16 protein-coding genes are annotated in these 15,997 nt (G+C 72.8%); 8 read left to right on the top strand and 8 right to left on the bottom strand.

The genetic code is table 11. From position 1 onward, the window contains the following. Positions 1–90 precede the first annotated feature (90 nt). Positions 91–2,241 (bottom strand): TonB-dependent receptor, encoded by a 2,151-nt coding sequence (locus C7456_RS13970; RefSeq protein ID WP_109724438.1) that lies wholly within the window; start codon positions 2,239–2,241, stop codon positions 91–93. Positions 2,242–2,447: 206 nt separating this feature from the next. Here C7456_RS13970 and C7456_RS13965 point away from each other — a divergent pair, with 206 nt between their 5' ends. Together C7456_RS13965 and C7456_RS13960 are read left to right on the top strand one after the other, a co-directional pair. Next, positions 2,448–3,137 carry an EcsC family protein gene (locus C7456_RS13965; RefSeq protein ID WP_245889879.1) on the top strand — a complete coding sequence of 230 codons (690 nt, stop codon included), beginning with the start codon at positions 2,448–2,450 and terminating at the stop codon, positions 3,135–3,137. A gap of 43 nt (positions 3,138–3,180) precedes the next feature. Further along, positions 3,181–3,945, top strand: coding sequence for a pteridine reductase (locus C7456_RS13960; protein ID WP_109724437.1), 765 nt, complete (start codon positions 3,181–3,183; stop codon positions 3,943–3,945). 56 nt (positions 3,946–4,001) lie between these two features. On the opposite strand, the gene C7456_RS13955 is transcribed toward C7456_RS13960, so the two are convergent. The 4 genes from C7456_RS13955 to tsaD are packed head-to-tail and all read right to left on the bottom strand — an operon-like array spanning position 4,002 to position 6,599. Next, a complete protein-coding gene (locus C7456_RS13955) occupies positions 4,002–4,742 on the bottom strand; it encodes a hypothetical protein (RefSeq protein ID WP_109724436.1) in 741 nt (246 codons plus the stop codon). A gap of 14 nt (positions 4,743–4,756) precedes the next feature. Beyond that, positions 4,757–5,167 carry a 2-amino-4-hydroxy-6-hydroxymethyldihydropteridine diphosphokinase gene (locus tag C7456_RS13950; protein ID WP_109724435.1) on the bottom strand — a complete coding sequence of 137 codons (411 nt, stop codon included), beginning with the start codon at positions 5,165–5,167 and terminating at the stop codon, positions 4,757–4,759. Further along, a complete protein-coding gene (folB, locus tag C7456_RS13945; protein WP_109724434.1) occupies positions 5,167–5,523 on the bottom strand; it encodes a dihydroneopterin aldolase in 357 nt (118 codons plus the stop codon). Before folB ends, C7456_RS13950 begins: the two co-directional genes overlap by 1 nt. A 53-nt stretch (positions 5,524–5,576) precedes the next feature. Then, positions 5,577–6,599 (bottom strand): tRNA (adenosine(37)-N6)-threonylcarbamoyltransferase complex transferase subunit TsaD, encoded by a 1,023-nt coding sequence (gene tsaD / locus C7456_RS13940; RefSeq protein WP_109724433.1) that lies wholly within the window; start codon positions 6,597–6,599, stop codon positions 5,577–5,579. 82 nt (positions 6,600–6,681) lie between these two features. On the opposite strand from tsaD, the gene rpsU reads away from it, so the two are divergent. From rpsU to C7456_RS13925, 3 genes are all read left to right on the top strand, one after another. Beyond that, the gene (gene rpsU / locus C7456_RS13935) at positions 6,682–6,897 is read left to right on the top strand and encodes a 30S ribosomal protein S21 (protein ID WP_109724432.1); all 216 of its coding nucleotides are present in this window, start codon (positions 6,682–6,684) and stop codon (positions 6,895–6,897) included. A 167-nt stretch (positions 6,898–7,064) separates the two neighbouring features. Next, a complete protein-coding gene (locus C7456_RS13930) occupies positions 7,065–7,511 on the top strand; it encodes a GatB/YqeY domain-containing protein (protein ID WP_109724431.1) in 447 nt (148 codons plus the stop codon). Positions 7,512–7,621: 110 nt separating this feature from the next. Next, positions 7,622–7,792, top strand: coding sequence for a DUF1328 domain-containing protein (locus C7456_RS13925; RefSeq protein ID WP_109724430.1), 171 nt, complete (start codon positions 7,622–7,624; stop codon positions 7,790–7,792). A 638-nt stretch (positions 7,793–8,430) separates the two neighbouring features. Here the strand turns inward: C7456_RS13925 and C7456_RS13920 are convergent. Further along, the gene (locus C7456_RS13920) at positions 8,431–9,075 is read right to left on the bottom strand and encodes a GNAT family N-acetyltransferase (protein WP_109724429.1); all 645 of its coding nucleotides are present in this window, start codon (positions 9,073–9,075) and stop codon (positions 8,431–8,433) included. A gap of 151 nt (positions 9,076–9,226) precedes the next feature. Between C7456_RS13920 and dnaG the strand changes: the two genes are divergently transcribed. The 3 genes from dnaG (at position 9,227) to C7456_RS13905 (ending at position 12,759) form a co-directional block, all read left to right on the top strand. After that, positions 9,227–10,960 carry a DNA primase gene (gene dnaG / locus C7456_RS13915; RefSeq protein WP_109724428.1) on the top strand — a complete coding sequence of 578 codons (1,734 nt, stop codon included), beginning with the start codon at positions 9,227–9,229 and terminating at the stop codon, positions 10,958–10,960. A gap of 105 nt (positions 10,961–11,065) precedes the next feature. Beyond that, positions 11,066–11,695 (top strand): DedA family protein, encoded by a 630-nt coding sequence (locus C7456_RS13910; RefSeq protein ID WP_109724427.1) that lies wholly within the window; start codon positions 11,066–11,068, stop codon positions 11,693–11,695. 56 nt (positions 11,696–11,751) lie between these two features. Then, on the top strand, positions 11,752–12,759 hold the full coding sequence (locus C7456_RS13905; RefSeq protein ID WP_109724426.1) for a bile acid:sodium symporter family protein: 1,008 nt from the start codon (positions 11,752–11,754) through the stop codon (positions 12,757–12,759). A 161-nt stretch (positions 12,760–12,920) separates the two neighbouring features. Here the strand turns inward: C7456_RS13905 and mgtA are convergent, their stop codons facing one another. Beyond that, positions 12,921–15,572 carry a magnesium-translocating P-type ATPase gene (gene mgtA, locus C7456_RS13900; RefSeq protein WP_109724425.1) on the bottom strand — a complete coding sequence of 884 codons (2,652 nt, stop codon included), beginning with the start codon at positions 15,570–15,572 and terminating at the stop codon, positions 12,921–12,923. A 150-nt stretch (positions 15,573–15,722) separates the two neighbouring features. Continuing rightward, positions 15,723–15,917 (bottom strand): hypothetical protein, encoded by a 195-nt coding sequence (locus C7456_RS13895; protein WP_109724424.1) that lies wholly within the window; start codon positions 15,915–15,917, stop codon positions 15,723–15,725. Positions 15,918–15,997 lie beyond the last annotated feature (80 nt).

Here is a 15,997-nt window from a genome sequence, read left to right as displayed (position 1 = left end):
CGCTGGGAGCTACCGCAAGGGTGGCCCCTCACGCCGGCCCTCGCCCCGGAGGGGAGAGGGGGCTGCTTCGGGAGTGAAGGGGAACAGACGTCAGAAGTCCTTCTGCACGGTCAGGTAGTAGCCGCGGCGCGGGCCGAACTGCGGCGCGCCCACGCCGATGCCGCTGCCGTCGCGCAGCTCGTAGGTGCGGTCGAGCGCGTTGATCACCGCCAGCTGGGTGTGCAGCTTGCCGGTGCCGGCGAAGCTGAAGTCGTGCGAGAGGCTCAGGTTGAGCTGGAAGTAGGACGGCAGCGAGGCGCCGTTGGGCACGTCGCCGTCCTTGCGCAGGCCGCTGCCGAACAGGTAGTCCGCGCCGACGCGGGTGGCCTCGCCGATGGCGTAGCTGACGCCGCCCGACGAGGAGTACGCCTGGTCGTGGTCGAGGAAGATGTAGTGGTCGGCCACGTACGCCAGGTCGTCCGGGTCGAAGTTGTACTGGCTGGTGATCACCCGCGTGCCCATCGCGCGGCTGGCGGCGAGGTTGAAGTAGGCGCTGAACGGGCCGTCGTCGTAGTTGGCGGTGAACTCCACGCCCTTGATGCGGCCCTTGGCGTAGTTGAAGGTGGAATACACCAGCGCCGCGCCGAACTGGCCCTCGTCCTGCAGGCGCCTGACCTTGCGGTAGTAGGCGTCCAGGCCCAGGGTGAGCGCGCCGAGCTGCTGCTGGACGCCGGCGTCGAAGTAGTCGCTGCGCTCGGCCAGCGGCGTGGCGTTGCCGGGATTGGACACCGCGTTGGTGGTGCCGTCGAACTTGGCGATGTTGGTGGTGGTGATCGCCTCGGTGGCCGGCGGCGTGAAGTAGCGCGAGTAGCCGGCGTGCAGCGTGGTGCTGTCGGTGGCCTGGTACACCGCGCCCAGGCGCGGGCTCAGCTGGCTCTCGGTGCGGAAGGCCTTGTACACGTCGCCGCGCACGCCGTAGTTCACGGTGAGCTTGTCGCCGATGCTCCACTCGTCCTGCACGTAGCCGGACCAGGTCCTGGCGGTGATCCGGTTGCCGTCGAGGATCTCGATCGGCGTGGTGCTGGTCTGGTTGCCGTCCTCGTCGGCCGGGAACACCCAGGCGTCGTTGCTGCTGGGCGCGCGCTCGAAGCTGCCGTACAGGCCGTAGCGCAGCGTGTGGCTGTCGCCCAGCGGGGTGGCGAAGTCGGCCTGCAGGGTGCTGGCGCGGTTGCTGCGCGAGATGTCGGACGCCACGCCGTTGAACATCAGGTCGCCGACCAGGTCCGGCGTGAAGTCGAGGCTGGAATAGCGCTGGCCCAGCGACACCTGGTAGTCGGTCGCGCCCAGCTTGCCCTGCAGCGCGAGCACGCCGAAGCGGGTCTTCTCCTGCTGGCGCTCGTCGAGCTTGGCCGAGTCGAAGTCCACGGTGTCGAGGTAGCCGAAGGCCGGCTCCTGGCCCGGGTTGTTGGGGATCTGGAAGCGGCTGTTGGACACGCCGAACAGGAAGCTCAGCCGGGTGTCGCTGTCGATCAGGTAGGAGATGTCGCCGAAGCCCTTCACCTGGTTGGTGTGGTCGTGGACCGGCTTGCGGCTGGAGGTCGGGTTCTCGACGCCGACGTCGCTCTCCAGGTAGTTGGCGGTGAGGAAATAGCTCCAGCGGTCGTTGCCGCCCCACAGCGAGGCGTTGGGGTTGAGCGTGCCGAACGAGCCGCCGGTGACGCCCACGCTGCCGCCGTTGCCGAGGTCGTGGCCGCTCTTGGTGGTGATGTCCACCACCGCCGCGGTGCGCAGGCCGTACTGCGCGGGCAGCGCGCCGTCGAGCAGCTTCACGTTCTGGATGGTGCGCGCGTCCAGCGTCTGGCCGAAGCCGGAGATCGACTCGGGGATGATCACGCCGTTGATGCGGTACTGCAGGTTGGCGTGGTCGCCGCGCACGTGCAGGCCGCCGTAGGAGTCCTGCACCACGCCGGGCGCCTGCAGGATCACCTGGTTGAGCGGGGTGGAGTCGCCCAGCGGCAGCTGCGCGATCGCCTTCTGGTCGATCACGTACTGGCTGGAGCCGGTGTCGGGCGACAGCGCGTTGCGCGCCTGGTCCAGCGCCGCGTTGACGTCGACCGTGCCGAGCTGCTTCACCTGCGCCGGCTTGTTGCGGCTGGCGCTCTGGCCGCCGTCGTCGGTGGTGGCGGAGGCCAGGTCGGTGGCGAACACCGGGGCGGCGCCGAGGGCGCAGGCGAGGCTGAAGGCGAGCAGGCGACGGGTCATCGGGCGGTCCGTGGCTGGAGGGGCGGGGAAGGTTGGAATTGATACGTTATAACATTGCCAAGCCGGACGGAAGCGCCGCCACCGCCAGAAGTCATGCCCGCCGCCGCCCGGCGGCCTCCGTTCACGCGCGGGCTCAGGCCGTCTTCACCTGGCCGCGCGGACACTGGGGCACCCGCATCGATCGCCGGCACGCACCAGGAGTTCCCGTGGACCAGGCCGACCGCCAGCTGCCCGCCCTGCCCCCGGCGGCGGATACCCAGCGCATCGCCCAGGCGATCCTGGACTTCGTCGCGCGCATCCCGCCGAGCCGGGAACGGCCGCAGCGCGATCCCGAGGCCGAGGCGCGCCGGCTGGTGCAGCGCGCGGCCCAGCGCGCCGCGCTCACCGCCGGCTCGCTGTCGCTGCCGCCGGGCGTGCTCGGCTGGCTCACCGTGCTGCCCGAGCTGATGGCGATCTGGCGCGTGCAGGCGCAGCTGGTCAGCGACCTCGCCGCGCTGTACGGCAAGCACGCCGAGCTCGACCGCGAGCAGATGCTGTGGTGCCTGTTCCGCCACACCGCGGCGCAGGCCTTCCGCGACCTGGTGGTGCGCATGGGCGACCGCCTGCTGTTCCGCCGCCTGTCGGCGAACCTGCTGCAGCAGCTGGCCCAGCGCATCGGCGTGCGCCTCTCGCAGCGCGTGCTCGGCCGCGGCGCGGCGCGCTGGCTGCCGGTGATCGGCGCGGTCGGCGTGGGCGCCTACGCCTGGCACGACACCCGCCAGGTCGGCGCCACCGCGATCACGATGCTGCGCGGCGAGATCGCGGTGGACGGCGGCGAAGTCCCCGCCGCGCCGCCGGCGCGGGCGATCCCGGCGCGGCGCGTGACGGCCGCGCGCCGCGGCGATCCGCCGTCCTGATCCGGGATGACACCCGCGGCGCTTTGCGGCAAGCTCCCGCGGCATGAGCAACGAGTCCGATCCGAAGCCGCGCGGCGAGCGCCCGGTCGCGCTGGTCACCGGCGCGGCGAAGCGGATCGGGGCGTCGATCGCCCGCACGCTGCATGCCGCCGGCTACGACCTGGCGCTGCATTGCCGCCGTTCGCTGGAAGAAGCGCACGCGCTGGCCGCCGAGCTGGAGCGGCAGCGCGCCGGCAGCGCGCGCGTGCTGCAGGCGGAGCTGACCGACACCGCCGCGCTCGCCCGGCTGGTGGCCGAGGCCGTCGCCGGCTTCGGCCGGCTCGACGCGCTGGTCAACAACGCCTCCACCTACTACGCCACGCCGTTCGCGCAGGCGACCGCGCAGCAGTGGGACGATCTGCTCGGCGCCAACGCGCGCGCGCCGTTCTTCCTGTGCCAGGCGGCCGCGCCGCACCTGAGGGCGCGGCGCGGCGCGGTGGTCAACATCGCCGACATCTACGCCGAGCGGCCGCTGCCCGGCTACCCGCTCTACAGCATCAGCAAGGCGGCGGTGGTGATGCTGACCAAGGCGCTGGCGGTGGAGCTGGGCCCGGAGGTGCGCGTCAACGCGATCGCGCCCGGCAACATGCTGTGGTCCACCAACGCGGTGAAGGCCGAGACCGAGGCGACGGTGCGCGAGCGCACCGCGCTGGCGCGCCAGGGCTCGCCGCAGGACGTGGCCGACGCGGTGCTGTTCCTGCTGCGCGACGCGCGCTACAGCAGCGGCGTCGTGCTGCCCACCGACGGCGGGCGGCTGCTGCACATCTGAGAGCCTGTTCCCGCTCTCCCCGTGCCCCGCGCCGGGAGAACGGGAACAGGCTCCGCTTACAGCGGCGTCGGCGCCAGCGCGGTCGACAGGCGCAGGCCGCGGCGCTGCGCGGTGCGCAGGAAGGACTGCAGCATCAGCGCGACGTCCTGCGCGAAGAACAGCTGGCTCGGCGAATGGGTGAGGAAATCCTCCTGCGTGCCGATGTCCCAGGTCAGCCAGATCGAGGCGAAGCGGCAGCCGTCGATGGCCTCGGCCTGGAAGTGCGGCTCGTCGTAGCCGATCGCGCGGGCGCCGCCGAGGGTGTCGGCGAAGCCGGCGCGCAGCCGCTCCAGGAACGCCTGCTCCTCCATGCCCTCGGGCCAGGCGCAGAACAGGATCACGATCACCCGGTGCACGTTCAGGCCGATCCAGGCGCGCAGCTCGGCGTTCGCCGTGCGCAGGGTGTAGTCGTAGCCGATCACCCCGCTCGGCGCGCCCACCGTCACCGCCGCCGGCGCGCCCTGCACGTCGGTGACGCGGGCCAGCGTGCGCGGCAGCAGGCCGGTGAGCACCTGCTCGGTGCGCCGCTGCAGCGCGGCCGGGTTCTGCCCGGACTCGGTGAAGAACACCAGCAGCACGTAGGCCAGCGCGGTCAGCGCGATCTGCACCACCGAGACCGAGGCCGGCAGCCAGTCCTTGAAGCCGGGCCGGTTGATGCCGAGGAAGAACGCCACCGAGAAGCCGGCCACCAGCAGCGCCAGCGCCGCCAGCAGGGTCCAGCGCAGCCAGCGCGGCAGGTACACCACGAAACGTTCCATCGGTCTTTCCCCCTTCAGCCCATGTCCACGTCGCCGATGCCGGCCTGCCGCAGCAGCGCCTGCACCGGCGCGCGCCCGAACTCGCCCTTGGCCCGCGCGTGCGGGTCGGCGCGCCAGCGCGTGCCGTCGAGGCCGGCCAGGATGTCCACGTCGATCGCCACCTCGCCCGGCACGTCGCGGCGGCGGCCCAGCGCCGCCTCCAGCGCGCGCAGGCGCTCGCGCAGCGCCGCGCGCCCGAGCGCCGCGTCCAGCCGCGCCAGCGCGTTGTAGTACTCGCCGCCGCCGCTGTGCGAGGGGAAGCGCCGGATCGGTGTCAGCGGCGCCGCCGCGCCGAGCTCCGCGAGCCGGTCGAGCGCCGCGCGCACGCGCGCGTCGTCGGGCAGGCTGGAACCGAGCAGCAGCAGCCAGCGGCGCGGCGCGTCCATCAGGCGCCGGCGCCGCGTTCGATCGCCACGCCCACCGCTGCGGCGTTGGCCACCGCGCCGGGCTTGCGCACGCGCAGGCGCAGGCGGCGGATCGGGAACTCGGCCAGCAGCTTCGCGGCGAGCTGCTCGGCCAGCGCCTCCAGCAGCTCGAAGCGGCTGGCCTCCACCCAGGCGGTCGCCGCCGTGGCGACGGCGTGGTAGTCCAGCGCGTCGGCCAGCGCGTCCGAGGCTCCCGCGGCGCGGCAGTCGTAGGCCATCTCCAGGTCCAGCCGCAGGCGCTGGCGGATCGCGCGCTCCCAGGCATAGGCGCCGATCACGGCCTCGACCTCCAGGCCCTCGATGAAAACCGTGTCCATAGCGATGGCGTACCGCTCCCGGGCTGCGCGCGATTGCGCGCGCATACTAACCGCTAGGCGGCCGGCAGGCTTTCCAGGTCCCAGCGCGGGAACACCTGGATGCGCTCGTCCTGATGCTGGCCGTGGGCGAGGCGGATCGCGCCGGCCAGCGCGATCATCGCGCCGTTGTCGGTGCAGAAGGCCAGCCGCGGGAAATAGGTGCGGAAACCCTCGCGCCCGCCCGCCGCGGCCAGCTCGGCGCGCAGCCGGCGGTTGGCGCCCACGCCGCCGGCGATCACCAGCCGCCTGGCGCCGGTGGCCTCCAGCGCGCGGCGGCACTTGATGACCAGGGTGTCGACGATCGCCTCCTCGAAGGCGCGGGCGACGTCGGCGCGGGTCTGCCCGCTCTGGTCGGACTGCTGCCAGGCCAGCAGCACCTGGGTCTTGAGGCCGGAGAAGCTGAAGTCCAGCCCCGGCCGGTCGGTCATCGGCCGCGAGAAATGGAACGCCCCCGGCCGCCCCTGCTCGGCCAGCTTCGCCAGCGCCGGGCCGCCGGGGTACGGCAAGCCCATCAGCTTGGCGGTCTTGTCGAAGGCCTCGCCGGCGGCGTCGTCCAGGGTGTCGCCGAGGATGCGGTAGCGGCCGATGCCCTTGACCTCCACCAGCATCGAATGGCCGCCGGAGACCAGCAGCGCCACGAACGGCGGCGCGGGCGGGTCGTCCTCCAGCAAGGGCGCCAGCAGGTGGCCCTCCATGTGGTGCACGCCGATCGCCGGCACGCCCAGCGCCCAGGCCAGCGCGCGGCCCGCGGCAGCGCCCACCAGCAGCGCGCCGACCAGGCCGGGGCCGGCGGTGTAGGCCACCCCGCCCAGGTCGGCCGGGGCCAGCCCGGCCTGCGCCAGCGCCTCGCGCACCAGCGGCAGCAGCTTCCTCACGTGGTCGCGGCTGGCCAGCTCCGGCACCACCCCGCCGTAGTCGGCGTGCAGCTTGATCTGGCTGTACAGGACGTGGGCGAGCAGGCCGCGGCCGGGCGCGTCGGGCTGCCAGCGCAGCAGGGCCACGCCGGTCTCGTCGCAGGAGGTCTCGATGCCCAGCACGGGCTTTGAAAAATCGCTGGTGTCCACGCTATACTTCGCGGCTCGCCCGGTTCCACGGGCCAGTTTAGCACCCGGAGTTTCCATGCCCAGCGTAAAAGTCCGCGAGAACGAGCCGTTCGAGCTTGCCCTGCGCCGCTTCAAGCGCACCTGCGAGAAGGCCGGCATCCTGGCCGAGACGCGCAAGCGCGAGTTCTACGAGAAGCCGACCCAGGAGCGCAAGCGCAAGCGCGCCGCCGCGGTGAAGCGCCACCTGCGCCGCCTGTCGCGCGACGTCTCGCGCAAGACCCGCCTGTACTGAGGTCTTCGCCGTCCGCCGCGCGCGGACGGCCGGTTGCGCGCCGCACGGCGGCAACCCATCGGCCCGCAGGCAGCCGGCGCGTCCATCCGCAGCCGCTGCCCCACGAACCCGCCCCGGCCGGCGTTGCCCCGCGCAACGCCGGCCTCGTGCGTTTCCGGAGAACGACCATGACGCTCAAGCAGCAGCTCACCGAGGACATGAAGGCCGCCATGCGCGGCGGCGACAAGCACCGCCTGGGCGTGATCCGGCTGGTGCTGGCCGCGGTCAAGCAGCGCGAGGTGGACGAGCGCATCGAGCTGGACGACGCGCAGACCCTGGCGGTGCTGGAGAAGATGCTCAAGCAGCGCCGCGACTCGGTGAGCCAGTACGAGGCCGCCGGCCGCGCCGACCTGGCCGACGCCGAGCGCGCCGAGATGGCGGTGATCGAGGCCTACCTGCCGGCCAAGCTCGGCGAGGCGGAGATCGACGCGCTGATTGCCGAGGCGATCGCCGCCACCGGCGCCAGCTCGCCGAAGGACATGGGCAAGGTGGTCGCCGCGGTGAAGGAGAAGGCCGCCGGCCGCGCCGACATGGCGCAGGTGTCCGCCCGCATCAAGGCGAGGCTGGCCGGCTGAGCCGCCCGTCCGTGAAGGCCGCGCGCGCCCGGCCGTGGCGCGCCCTTCACGGCGCCCGCCCGAGACTGCCACGCACCGCCGCCGCCTACGCGGCCGAACCGGAGTAGCGCATGCTCAAGTGGGCCATCATCTTCGCCATCGTCTCGCTGGTCACCGGCCTGCTCGGCTTCCGCGGCGTGGCCGGCGTCACCGCCACCATCGCGAAGGTGCTGTTCGCGATCTTCCTGATCCTGTTCCTGCTCGCCCTGCTGGCGGTGTTCGGGATATTCCATCTAGCCTGACGCCGGACGAAACCCCGAGGCTCACGGCCGCCGCGCCGCACGGGACAGCGAACCCGCACACCGCGTTCGCCCCCTCTCCCCTGCGGGGAGGGGTTGGGGTGAGGGGCCGGGGCTTGCGGAAGCGCCCCATACGTTCGGCTCCGCCCGTCCCCTCATCCGCCTGCCGGCACCTTCTCCCCGCCGGGGAGAAGAATTCGACATGAAGCGCCACGCCCTGCTCCCTCTCCCCTCCGGAGAGAGGGTCGGGGTGAGGGGCCGGGCTGGCGGAGGCATCCCATACGTTCGGCTCCGCCCGTCCCCTCATCCGCCTGCCGGCACCTTCTCCCCGCCGGGGAGAAGGATTCGACATGAAACGCCACGCCCTGCTCCCTCTCCCCTCCGGGGAGAGGGTCGGGGTGAGGGATCGGGGCCGGCGGCGACCTACATTGGAACGGCTCCAGCCCCCCGTCCTGGCTTACGCCCTCGAATCCCCCGGGCATTTCCACCACCATGCCGCATGGACAAGCCGTGCACGGGACCGGGAATCGACAGGCCCAGCGATCTCCGCCCAGTTCCTGCTGAAAACCGCCGCCCCCTTTCCTGCTTGCGCAGGAACGACGCACGCCCGCCGCCGATTCCCGCGACCGCGGATGCGCCCCCTACCCCGCCACCACCCGCTCCATCCTCCGATGGTCCGGCACAGCGCCGTGCCCGTTGGCCAGCCGCGAACGCCGCTCCTCGGTCACCGTGAAGCCCAGCCGCTCGTACAGCGCCTGCGCGCGCGGGTTGCTGGCGGCGACGTCGAGCACCATCCGCCGCCGTCCCAGCGCCCGTCCCCGCGCGAGGAGGTGCTCGACCAGCGCCCGCCCGATGCCCTGCCCGCGCAGCTCCGGCGCGACGCCCAGGTGCGCCAGGTAGTGCATGCCGCGCGCGGGCGGCGGGATCACCCGCTCCACCCCGAGCCCGCGCGCGATCACCCCGGGCGCGTGGCGCGGCCCGTAGTGCGCGAGGATCTGCCGCGCCGCCGCCAGCGTGAACGCGAATCCGCCCTCGCCGCCGTAGCCGGCGCCCACCGCCACCACCGCGCCGTCCAGCACGCCCACGCAGTGGTTGCGCCAGCCGAACTCGCCGGCGCCGTCGACGAAGGCGCGCTGCAGGAAGTCCTGCGCCGAGGCCCGCCCCGGCACGGCGAACACGTAGTCGAACGCGGCCGGGCCGGAGCTGTAGATCAGCGGCACGGCCGCCGCCGCGTCGCCCGCGGCGGCGGGCCGGAAGTGCACGATTGGCGAGCGGGTCCCTGGCATCGCGTTCCTCCCCCGGACGGCGTGGCGGCGAACCCGCATGCTAGCCCCGCTTCCTCCAGGCATCGACGCATGCGCCCGAATCTGGCCGCGTCGCCCCCGCCGCTGGCCGTTTCGCCCGCCGCCGGAACGCAGGCCCTACACTAGGCGGCCTATGCGCGGCCGCATCCCCGACAGCTTCATCGACGAACTGCTCGCCCGCGTCGACATCGTCGACGTGATCGAGCGGCGCGTGCCGCTGAAGAAGGCCGGGCGCGAGTGGACCGCCTGCTGCCCGTTCCACAACGAGCGCACGCCCTCGTTCTACGTGAGCCCGGCCAAGCAGTTCTTCCATTGCTTCGGCTGCGGCGCGCACGGCAGCGCGATCAAGTTCCTGATGGACTACGAGCGGCTGGAGTTCCCCGACGCGGTGGAGGAGCTGGCGCAGTCGGTGGGCCTGAAGGTGCCCTACGAGGGCGGCCGCGACGAGCGCCCGCGCGAGGACAAGACCGACCTCTACGCCCTGCTCGACGGCGCCGCGCGCTGGTACCAGGAGCAGCTGCCGCGCAGCCCGGAGGCGCAGGCCTACTGCGCCAGGCGCGGGCTGGACGCGGACACCGTCGCGCGCTTCCGCCTCGGCTGGGCGCCGGCCGGCTACGACGGCGTGATCAAGGCGCTGGGCACCAGCGAGCGGCGCATGCAGCTGCTCACCGAGGCCGGCATGGTCGCCAGCAGCGAGCGCGGCAGCAAGTACGACCGCTTCCGCGAGCGGCTGATGTTCCCCATCCTCGACCGCCGCGGCCGCGTGATCGCCTTCGGCGGCAGGGTGCTGAGCGCGGAGCAATCCCCGAAATATCTCAACTCGCCGGAGACCCCGCTGTTCCACAAGGGCCGCGAGCTGTTCGCGCTGTGGCAGGTGAAGCAGGCCACCGCGAACCTCGCGCGCATCGTGGTGGTCGAGGGCTACATGGACGTGATCGCGCTGCACCAGGCCGGCCTGCCCATCGCGGTGGCCACGCTGGGCACCGCCACCACGCCCGAGCACACCGAGGTGCTGTTCCGCGCCGCGCCCGACGTGGTGTTCTGCTTCGACGGCGACCGCGCCGGCCGCGCCGCCGCGTGGAAGGCGCTGGAATCGGCGCTGCCGCGGCTGCGCGACGGCCGCCAGGCGTACTTCCTGTTCCTGCCCGAGGGCGAGGACCCGGACACGCTGGTGCGCAAGGAGGGCAAGGAGGGCTTCGAGCGGCGCCTGAAGGAGGCCACGCCGCTGTCCGAGTACTTCTTCGCGGAGCTGGCGCGCGACGTGGACACCGCCAGCCTCGACGGCCGCGCGCGGCTGGCCGAGCGCGCCCGCCCGCTGATCGCCCGGCTGCCCGACGGCGCCTTCCGCGACCTGATGGCCGACGAGCTGGAGAAGCGCACCGGCGCGCGCGCCGCGCTCAAGCCCGACGTCCCCGCCATGCGCGCGGTGCAGCGGCCGGCGGCGGTGCAGCGCTCGCTGGTGCGCAGCGCGATCGCGCTGCTGCTGGCGCAGCCGGGGCTGGCCGAGCAGGTGGCGCAGCCCTACGGCTTCCTGCGCCTGGACAAGCCCGGCGTGGCGCTGCTGGCCGAGCTGATCGACCTGGCGCGCGCGCGGCCGGGCATCCATCCGGCCACGCTGGTGGAGCACTTCGCCGAACGCGCCGAGTACGCCGCGCTGCAGAAGCTGCTGGCCGCCACCGTGGTGGGCGAGCCGGAGGCGCAGCGCGCCGAGTTCTTCGACGCGCTGGCGCGGATGGAGCAGCAGGCGATCACCCAGCGCCGCGACTGGCTCACCGCGCGGAGCCGCGAGCGCGTGCTCGACGGCGCCGAGAAGGCGGAGCTGCGCGAACTGCTCGCCGCCAAGGCCAGGCCGGCCGCGACCGAATGAGCCGGCGCGGCGCGTCCTGCGGCATCCCGCCGCGCGCCCGTGGCGGCGTGCCGGCTGTGCGATCATCGCCGCTTTCCTTTGCCGCACGGGCCGGGCGCTAGCCGGATGGAGCTGCTGGAGCGACTGATCACGATCTTCGCCGAGAACGGCTACGTGGCGGTGTTCGTCGCCCTGCTGCTGTGCGGCGCCGGCGCGCCGCTGCCGGAGGACGTCACCCTGGTCGCCGGCGGCGTGATCACCGGGCTCGGCTACGGCAACGTGCACGCGATGGTGGGCGTGACCCTGGCCGGCGTGCTGATCGGCGACGCCGGCATGTTCCTGCTCGGCCACCACTACGGCGCGCGCATCCTGAAGTGGCGGCTGATCGCCTGGCTGCTGCCGCCGGCGCGCTACGCCAGGGTGCAGCACCAGTTCGAGCACTACGGCAACCGGCTGATGTTCGTCGCGCGCTTCCTGCCCGGCATGCGCACCGCGGTGTACATCACCGCGGGCGCCACGCACCGGGTGTCGTTCCTGCGCTTCTTCCTGCTCGACGGGCTGGCCGCGCTGATCAGCGTGCCGCTGTGGGTGTACCTGGGCTACTTCGGCGCGAACCGCCACGAGTGGCTGGTGATGTGGGTCCGCCGCGGCCAGAGCAGCCTGTGGGTGCTGGGCGGCCTGGCCGTGCTGATCGTGCTGGCGCTGTGGTGGCGGCACCGCCGCCGCAGGGCCTGCCGCGAGGCCGGCTTCGACTGATCGGCGCGGCCGGGCGGGCTACACTGCGCGCCTTGCCCGTTCTCCCCCCGCGTTCCATGTCCCTGCTGCGCCGCCTGCTGCCCGACGGCTTCACCCTCGCCCTGCTCGCCACCGTGGCGCTGGCCACCCTGCTGCCCTGCCGCGGCGCGGCGGCGCTGTGGCTGGACCGGCTCACCGACGCGGCGATCGCGCTGCTGTTCTTCCTGCACGGCGCCAAGCTCTCGCGCGAGGCGGTGCTGCGCGGGGCCACGCACTGGCGGCTGCACCTGACCGTGTTCGCCAGCACCTTCGTGCTGTTCCCGCTGCTCGGCCTGCTGCTGCGGCCGCTGGCGCACGCGCTGCTCACGCCGGAGCTGGCGCTGGGCCTGCTGTTCGTGTGCACGCTGCCGTCCACCGTGCAGTCCTCGATCGCCTTCACCTCGATCGCCGGCGGCAACGTGCCGGCGGCGGTGGTGAGCGCCTCGCTGTCCAGCCTGCTCGGCATCGCGCTGACGCCGCTGCTGGTGGGCCTGCTGCTGGCGGTGCAGGGCGGCGCCGGCGCGCCGCTGCAGGGCGTGCGCGACATCGTGCTGCAGCTGCTGCTGCCGTTCGTCGCCGGCCACCTGCTGCGGCCGTGGATCGGCGGCTTCGTCGACCGCCACCGGCCGCTGCTCGGCCTCACCGACCGCGGCACCATCCTGCTGGTGGTCTACGCCGCCTTCGGCGCGGCGGTGGTGGAGGGCCTGTGGCGCAGCACGCCGCCGCTGGCGCTGCTGCTGACCCTGGCGCTGGACGCCGCGCTGCTGGCGCTGGCCCTGCTCGGCACCGCGTTCGCCTCGCGCCGGCTCGGCTTCGCGCGCGCGGACCGCATCACCATCGTGTTCTGCGGCTCGAAGAAGAGCCTGGCCGCCGGCGTGCCGATGGCGAAGATCCTGTTCGCCGGCCACGCCGGCGGCCTCGGCGGGCTGCTGCTGCCGCTGATGATCTTCCACCAGCTGCAGCTGATGGTCTGCGCGGTGCTGGCCCGGCGCCACGCCGCGCAGGCGCGGGGCACGGCGGGCGACGACACGCTCGAGGCCGACTGACCCGCTTCCCTGTGGAAGCGGCCTGGGGGAGCGGCCTCCGGCCGCGATGGCCGGGCACTGCCGCACACTGGAATGTTCATTCATGACACGGCCCTGGGGACCGTCTCGAGGACGCCCCCTCGCCCCGGCCCTCTCCCCGGAGGGGAGAGGGAGAAAGGGCGTCACAGCCAGCGGCCGTAGCGGCGGATGTAGACCCGCTTCATCAGCTGGGTGAGCACGCAGTAGCAGCCCAGGGTCAGCGCCAGCCAGGCGAAGTACGCCGACGGCAGCGGCACCATGCCGATCTTGGCGCCGAACACGGTGAACGGGATCGCCAGCCCGAGCAGGATGATCGCCGCGGTCAGCGCCAGCACCGGCGCGGCCGCCGTGCTCTGCACGAACGGGATGCGCCGGGTGCGGATCATGTGCACGATCAGCGTCTGCGACAGCAGGCCCTCGATGAACCAGCCGGACTGGAACAGCGACTGGTGCGCCGGCGCGTTGGCGCCGAACACGTGCCACAGCAGCCAGAAGGTGGTGATGTCGAAGATCGAGCTGATCGGCCCGATCCACACCATGAAGCGGCCGATGTCGCTGGCGTCCCACTTGCGCGGGCGGCGCAGGTAGTCCTCGTCCATGCGGTCGAACGGGATCGACAGCTGCGAGATGTCGTACAGCAGGTTCTGCACCAGGATCTGCAGCGGCAGCATCGGCAGGAACGGCAGGAACGCGCTGGCCACCAGCACGCTGAACACGTTGCCGAAGTTCGAGCTGGCGGTCATCTTGATGTACTTCATGATGTTGCCGAAGGTGACGCGGCCCTCGACCACGCCTTCCTCCAGCACCATCAGGTTCTTCTCCAGCAGGATGATGTCGGCCGACTCCTTGGCGATGTCGGTGGCGGTGTCCACCGAGATGCCCACGTCCGCCTCGCGCAGCGCGGGCGCGTCGTTGATGCCGTCGCCGAGGAAGCCCACGGTGTGGCCCTGGCGCTGCAGCGACTTCACCACGCGCGCCTTCTGCAGCGGCGACATCTTGGCGAACACGGTGGTGCGGCGGACCAGCTCGTCCAGCGCCGCCTCGTCCAGCGGCTCGATGTCGCGGCCCTGCGCCGAGTGCGCCACGTCCAGGCCCACCTCGCGGCAGATCTTGCGCGTCACCGCCTCGTTGTCGCCGGTGATCACCTTCACCGCCACGCCGTGCTGGCGCAGCGCGGCGATGGCGGTCGCCGCCGAGTCCTTCGGCGGGTCGAGGAAGGCCAGGCAGCCCAGCGCGGTGAGCCCGGCCTCGTCGGCCACGCCGTAGGCGCGGCCGCTGGGCAGCTGGCGCCTGGCCGCCACCACCAGCACGCGCAGGCCGTCCTCGTTGAGCTCGCGGGTCATCGCGCGGATCGCGCGGCGGCGCTCGTCGGTGAGCGGCACGTCCTCCTCGCCGCGGCGCTCGAACGCGCAGATCGAGAGCATCTCCTCCACCGCGCCCTTGCAGATCAGGAGCTCGTGGCCGTCGCCGGCGGAGAGCACCACCGACATGCGCCGGCGCTGGAAGTCGAACGGGATCTCGTCGACCATGTGGTAGCGCGCCGCCACCGGCTCCAGGTCGCGGTGCACCAGCACCGCCTTGTCCATCAGGTTCTTCAGGCCGGTCTGGAAGCGGCTGTTGAGGTAGGCGTACTCCAGCGCCTCGTCCGACTCCTCGCCGTCGAGGTCGAGGTGGCGCTTGAGCACGATCCGGTCCAGCGTCAGCGTGCCGGTCTTGTCGGTGCACAGCACGTCCATCGCGCCGAAGTTCTGGATCGCGCTGAGGCGCTTGACCACCACCTTGCGCCTGGACATGGCGATGGCGCCCTTGCCCAGGTTGGCGGTGACGATCAGCGGCAGCATCTCCGGGGTGAGGCCCACCGCCACCGACAGCGCGAACAGGAACGCCTGCAGCCAGTCGTGCTTGTCGAAGCCGTTGATCAGGAACACCACCGGCACCATCACCGCCATGAAGCGGATCAGCAGCCAGCTCACGCCCCGCACGCCGCGGTCGAAGCTGGTCTGCACGCGCTGGCTGCTGAGCGTGCGCGCCAGCGAGCCCAGGTAGGTGCGCGCGCCGGTGGCCACCACCACCGCGGTGGCGCTGCCGCTGACCACGTTGGTGCCCATGTAGCAGACGCTGGGCAGGTCCAGCGGGTTGGCCGCCTCCGGCGCCACGATGTCGCGCGCGCTGGGCGCGGCCTTCTCCACCGGCAGCGACTCGCCGGTGAGGATGGCCTGGCTGAGGAACAGGTCCTTCGCGCTCAGCAGGCGCAGGTCCGCCGGCACCATGTCGCCGGCGCCCAGGTGCACGATGTCGCCGGCGACCAGCTCGCCCACCGGCACCTCGATGCGCTCGCTGTGGCCGTCCTCGGCGCGGCGGGTGACGGTGGCGGTGTTGCGCACCATCGCCTTGAGCTTCTCGGCCGCCTTCGCGGAGCGGTACTCCTGGGTGAAGCTCAGCAGCACGCTGATGGCCACCATCACCGCGATGATCAGCGGGCCGGTGAGGTCGCTGGCGTCGGTGGCCAGCTGCACGCCCGCCAGCACCACCAGCACCACGTTGAACGGGTTCAGGAAGGCGTGCAGCAGCTGCCGCGACCAGTGCGGCGGCTTCTCGTGCGAGACCTCGTTGGCGCCGTCGCGGTCCAGCCGCTCGGCGATCTGCTCCGCGTCGAGGCCGGCGGTGGAGGTGGCCAGCGCGGCCAGCAGCTCGTCGTTGCGGCGGAACGCCTCGCGCGCCGCGGCCACCTGCGGCGCCGGCGCGGCCTTGCCGGCCGCCTTGAGGGTGGCGTTCTGGAGGGTCTTCTTGATCATGCTCCGCTTCCGTCGAATTGAGTCCTTCCTGCCGGCGGGAGCGGAGGGTTCAGTCCGCGCGGCGCGCCGGCGCCCGCTCCGGCCGCAGGCGCGGCCGTGACGGTGGCTCGGCTGGCGGAGGCCAGCCGCGGCGGGGGCGCAGGGCGCGCGTCACGCGCCCGCCGCCCGGCGGACGGCGACGGTGGAAACCACGGCGCGCGCGCCGTGCTCTTCCTGCGGGCGCAGCGCGACCACGTTCGACGCGGGCAGCGGCGCCGGCACGGTCACGGTGTAGCTGCGCCGTTCGGCGCGCGCGGAACGGCCGCGCAGCAGGCGCCAGAAAACGGATTCGCGAAGGAGTTTCATCGGCCTCTCTCCTCGATACGGTGCCGCGGCACCGCCGGAGAGGCCGGGCGTTCCTAGTCGAGGAAGGCGCCGGCCGACCG

The organism is Fulvimonas soli, from assembly GCF_003148905.1.
Lineage (GTDB): Bacteria > Pseudomonadota > Gammaproteobacteria > Xanthomonadales > Rhodanobacteraceae > Fulvimonas > Fulvimonas soli.
Note: the sequence above shows the minus strand (reverse complement) of the source record. Positions and strands in the feature narration are given on the sequence as shown.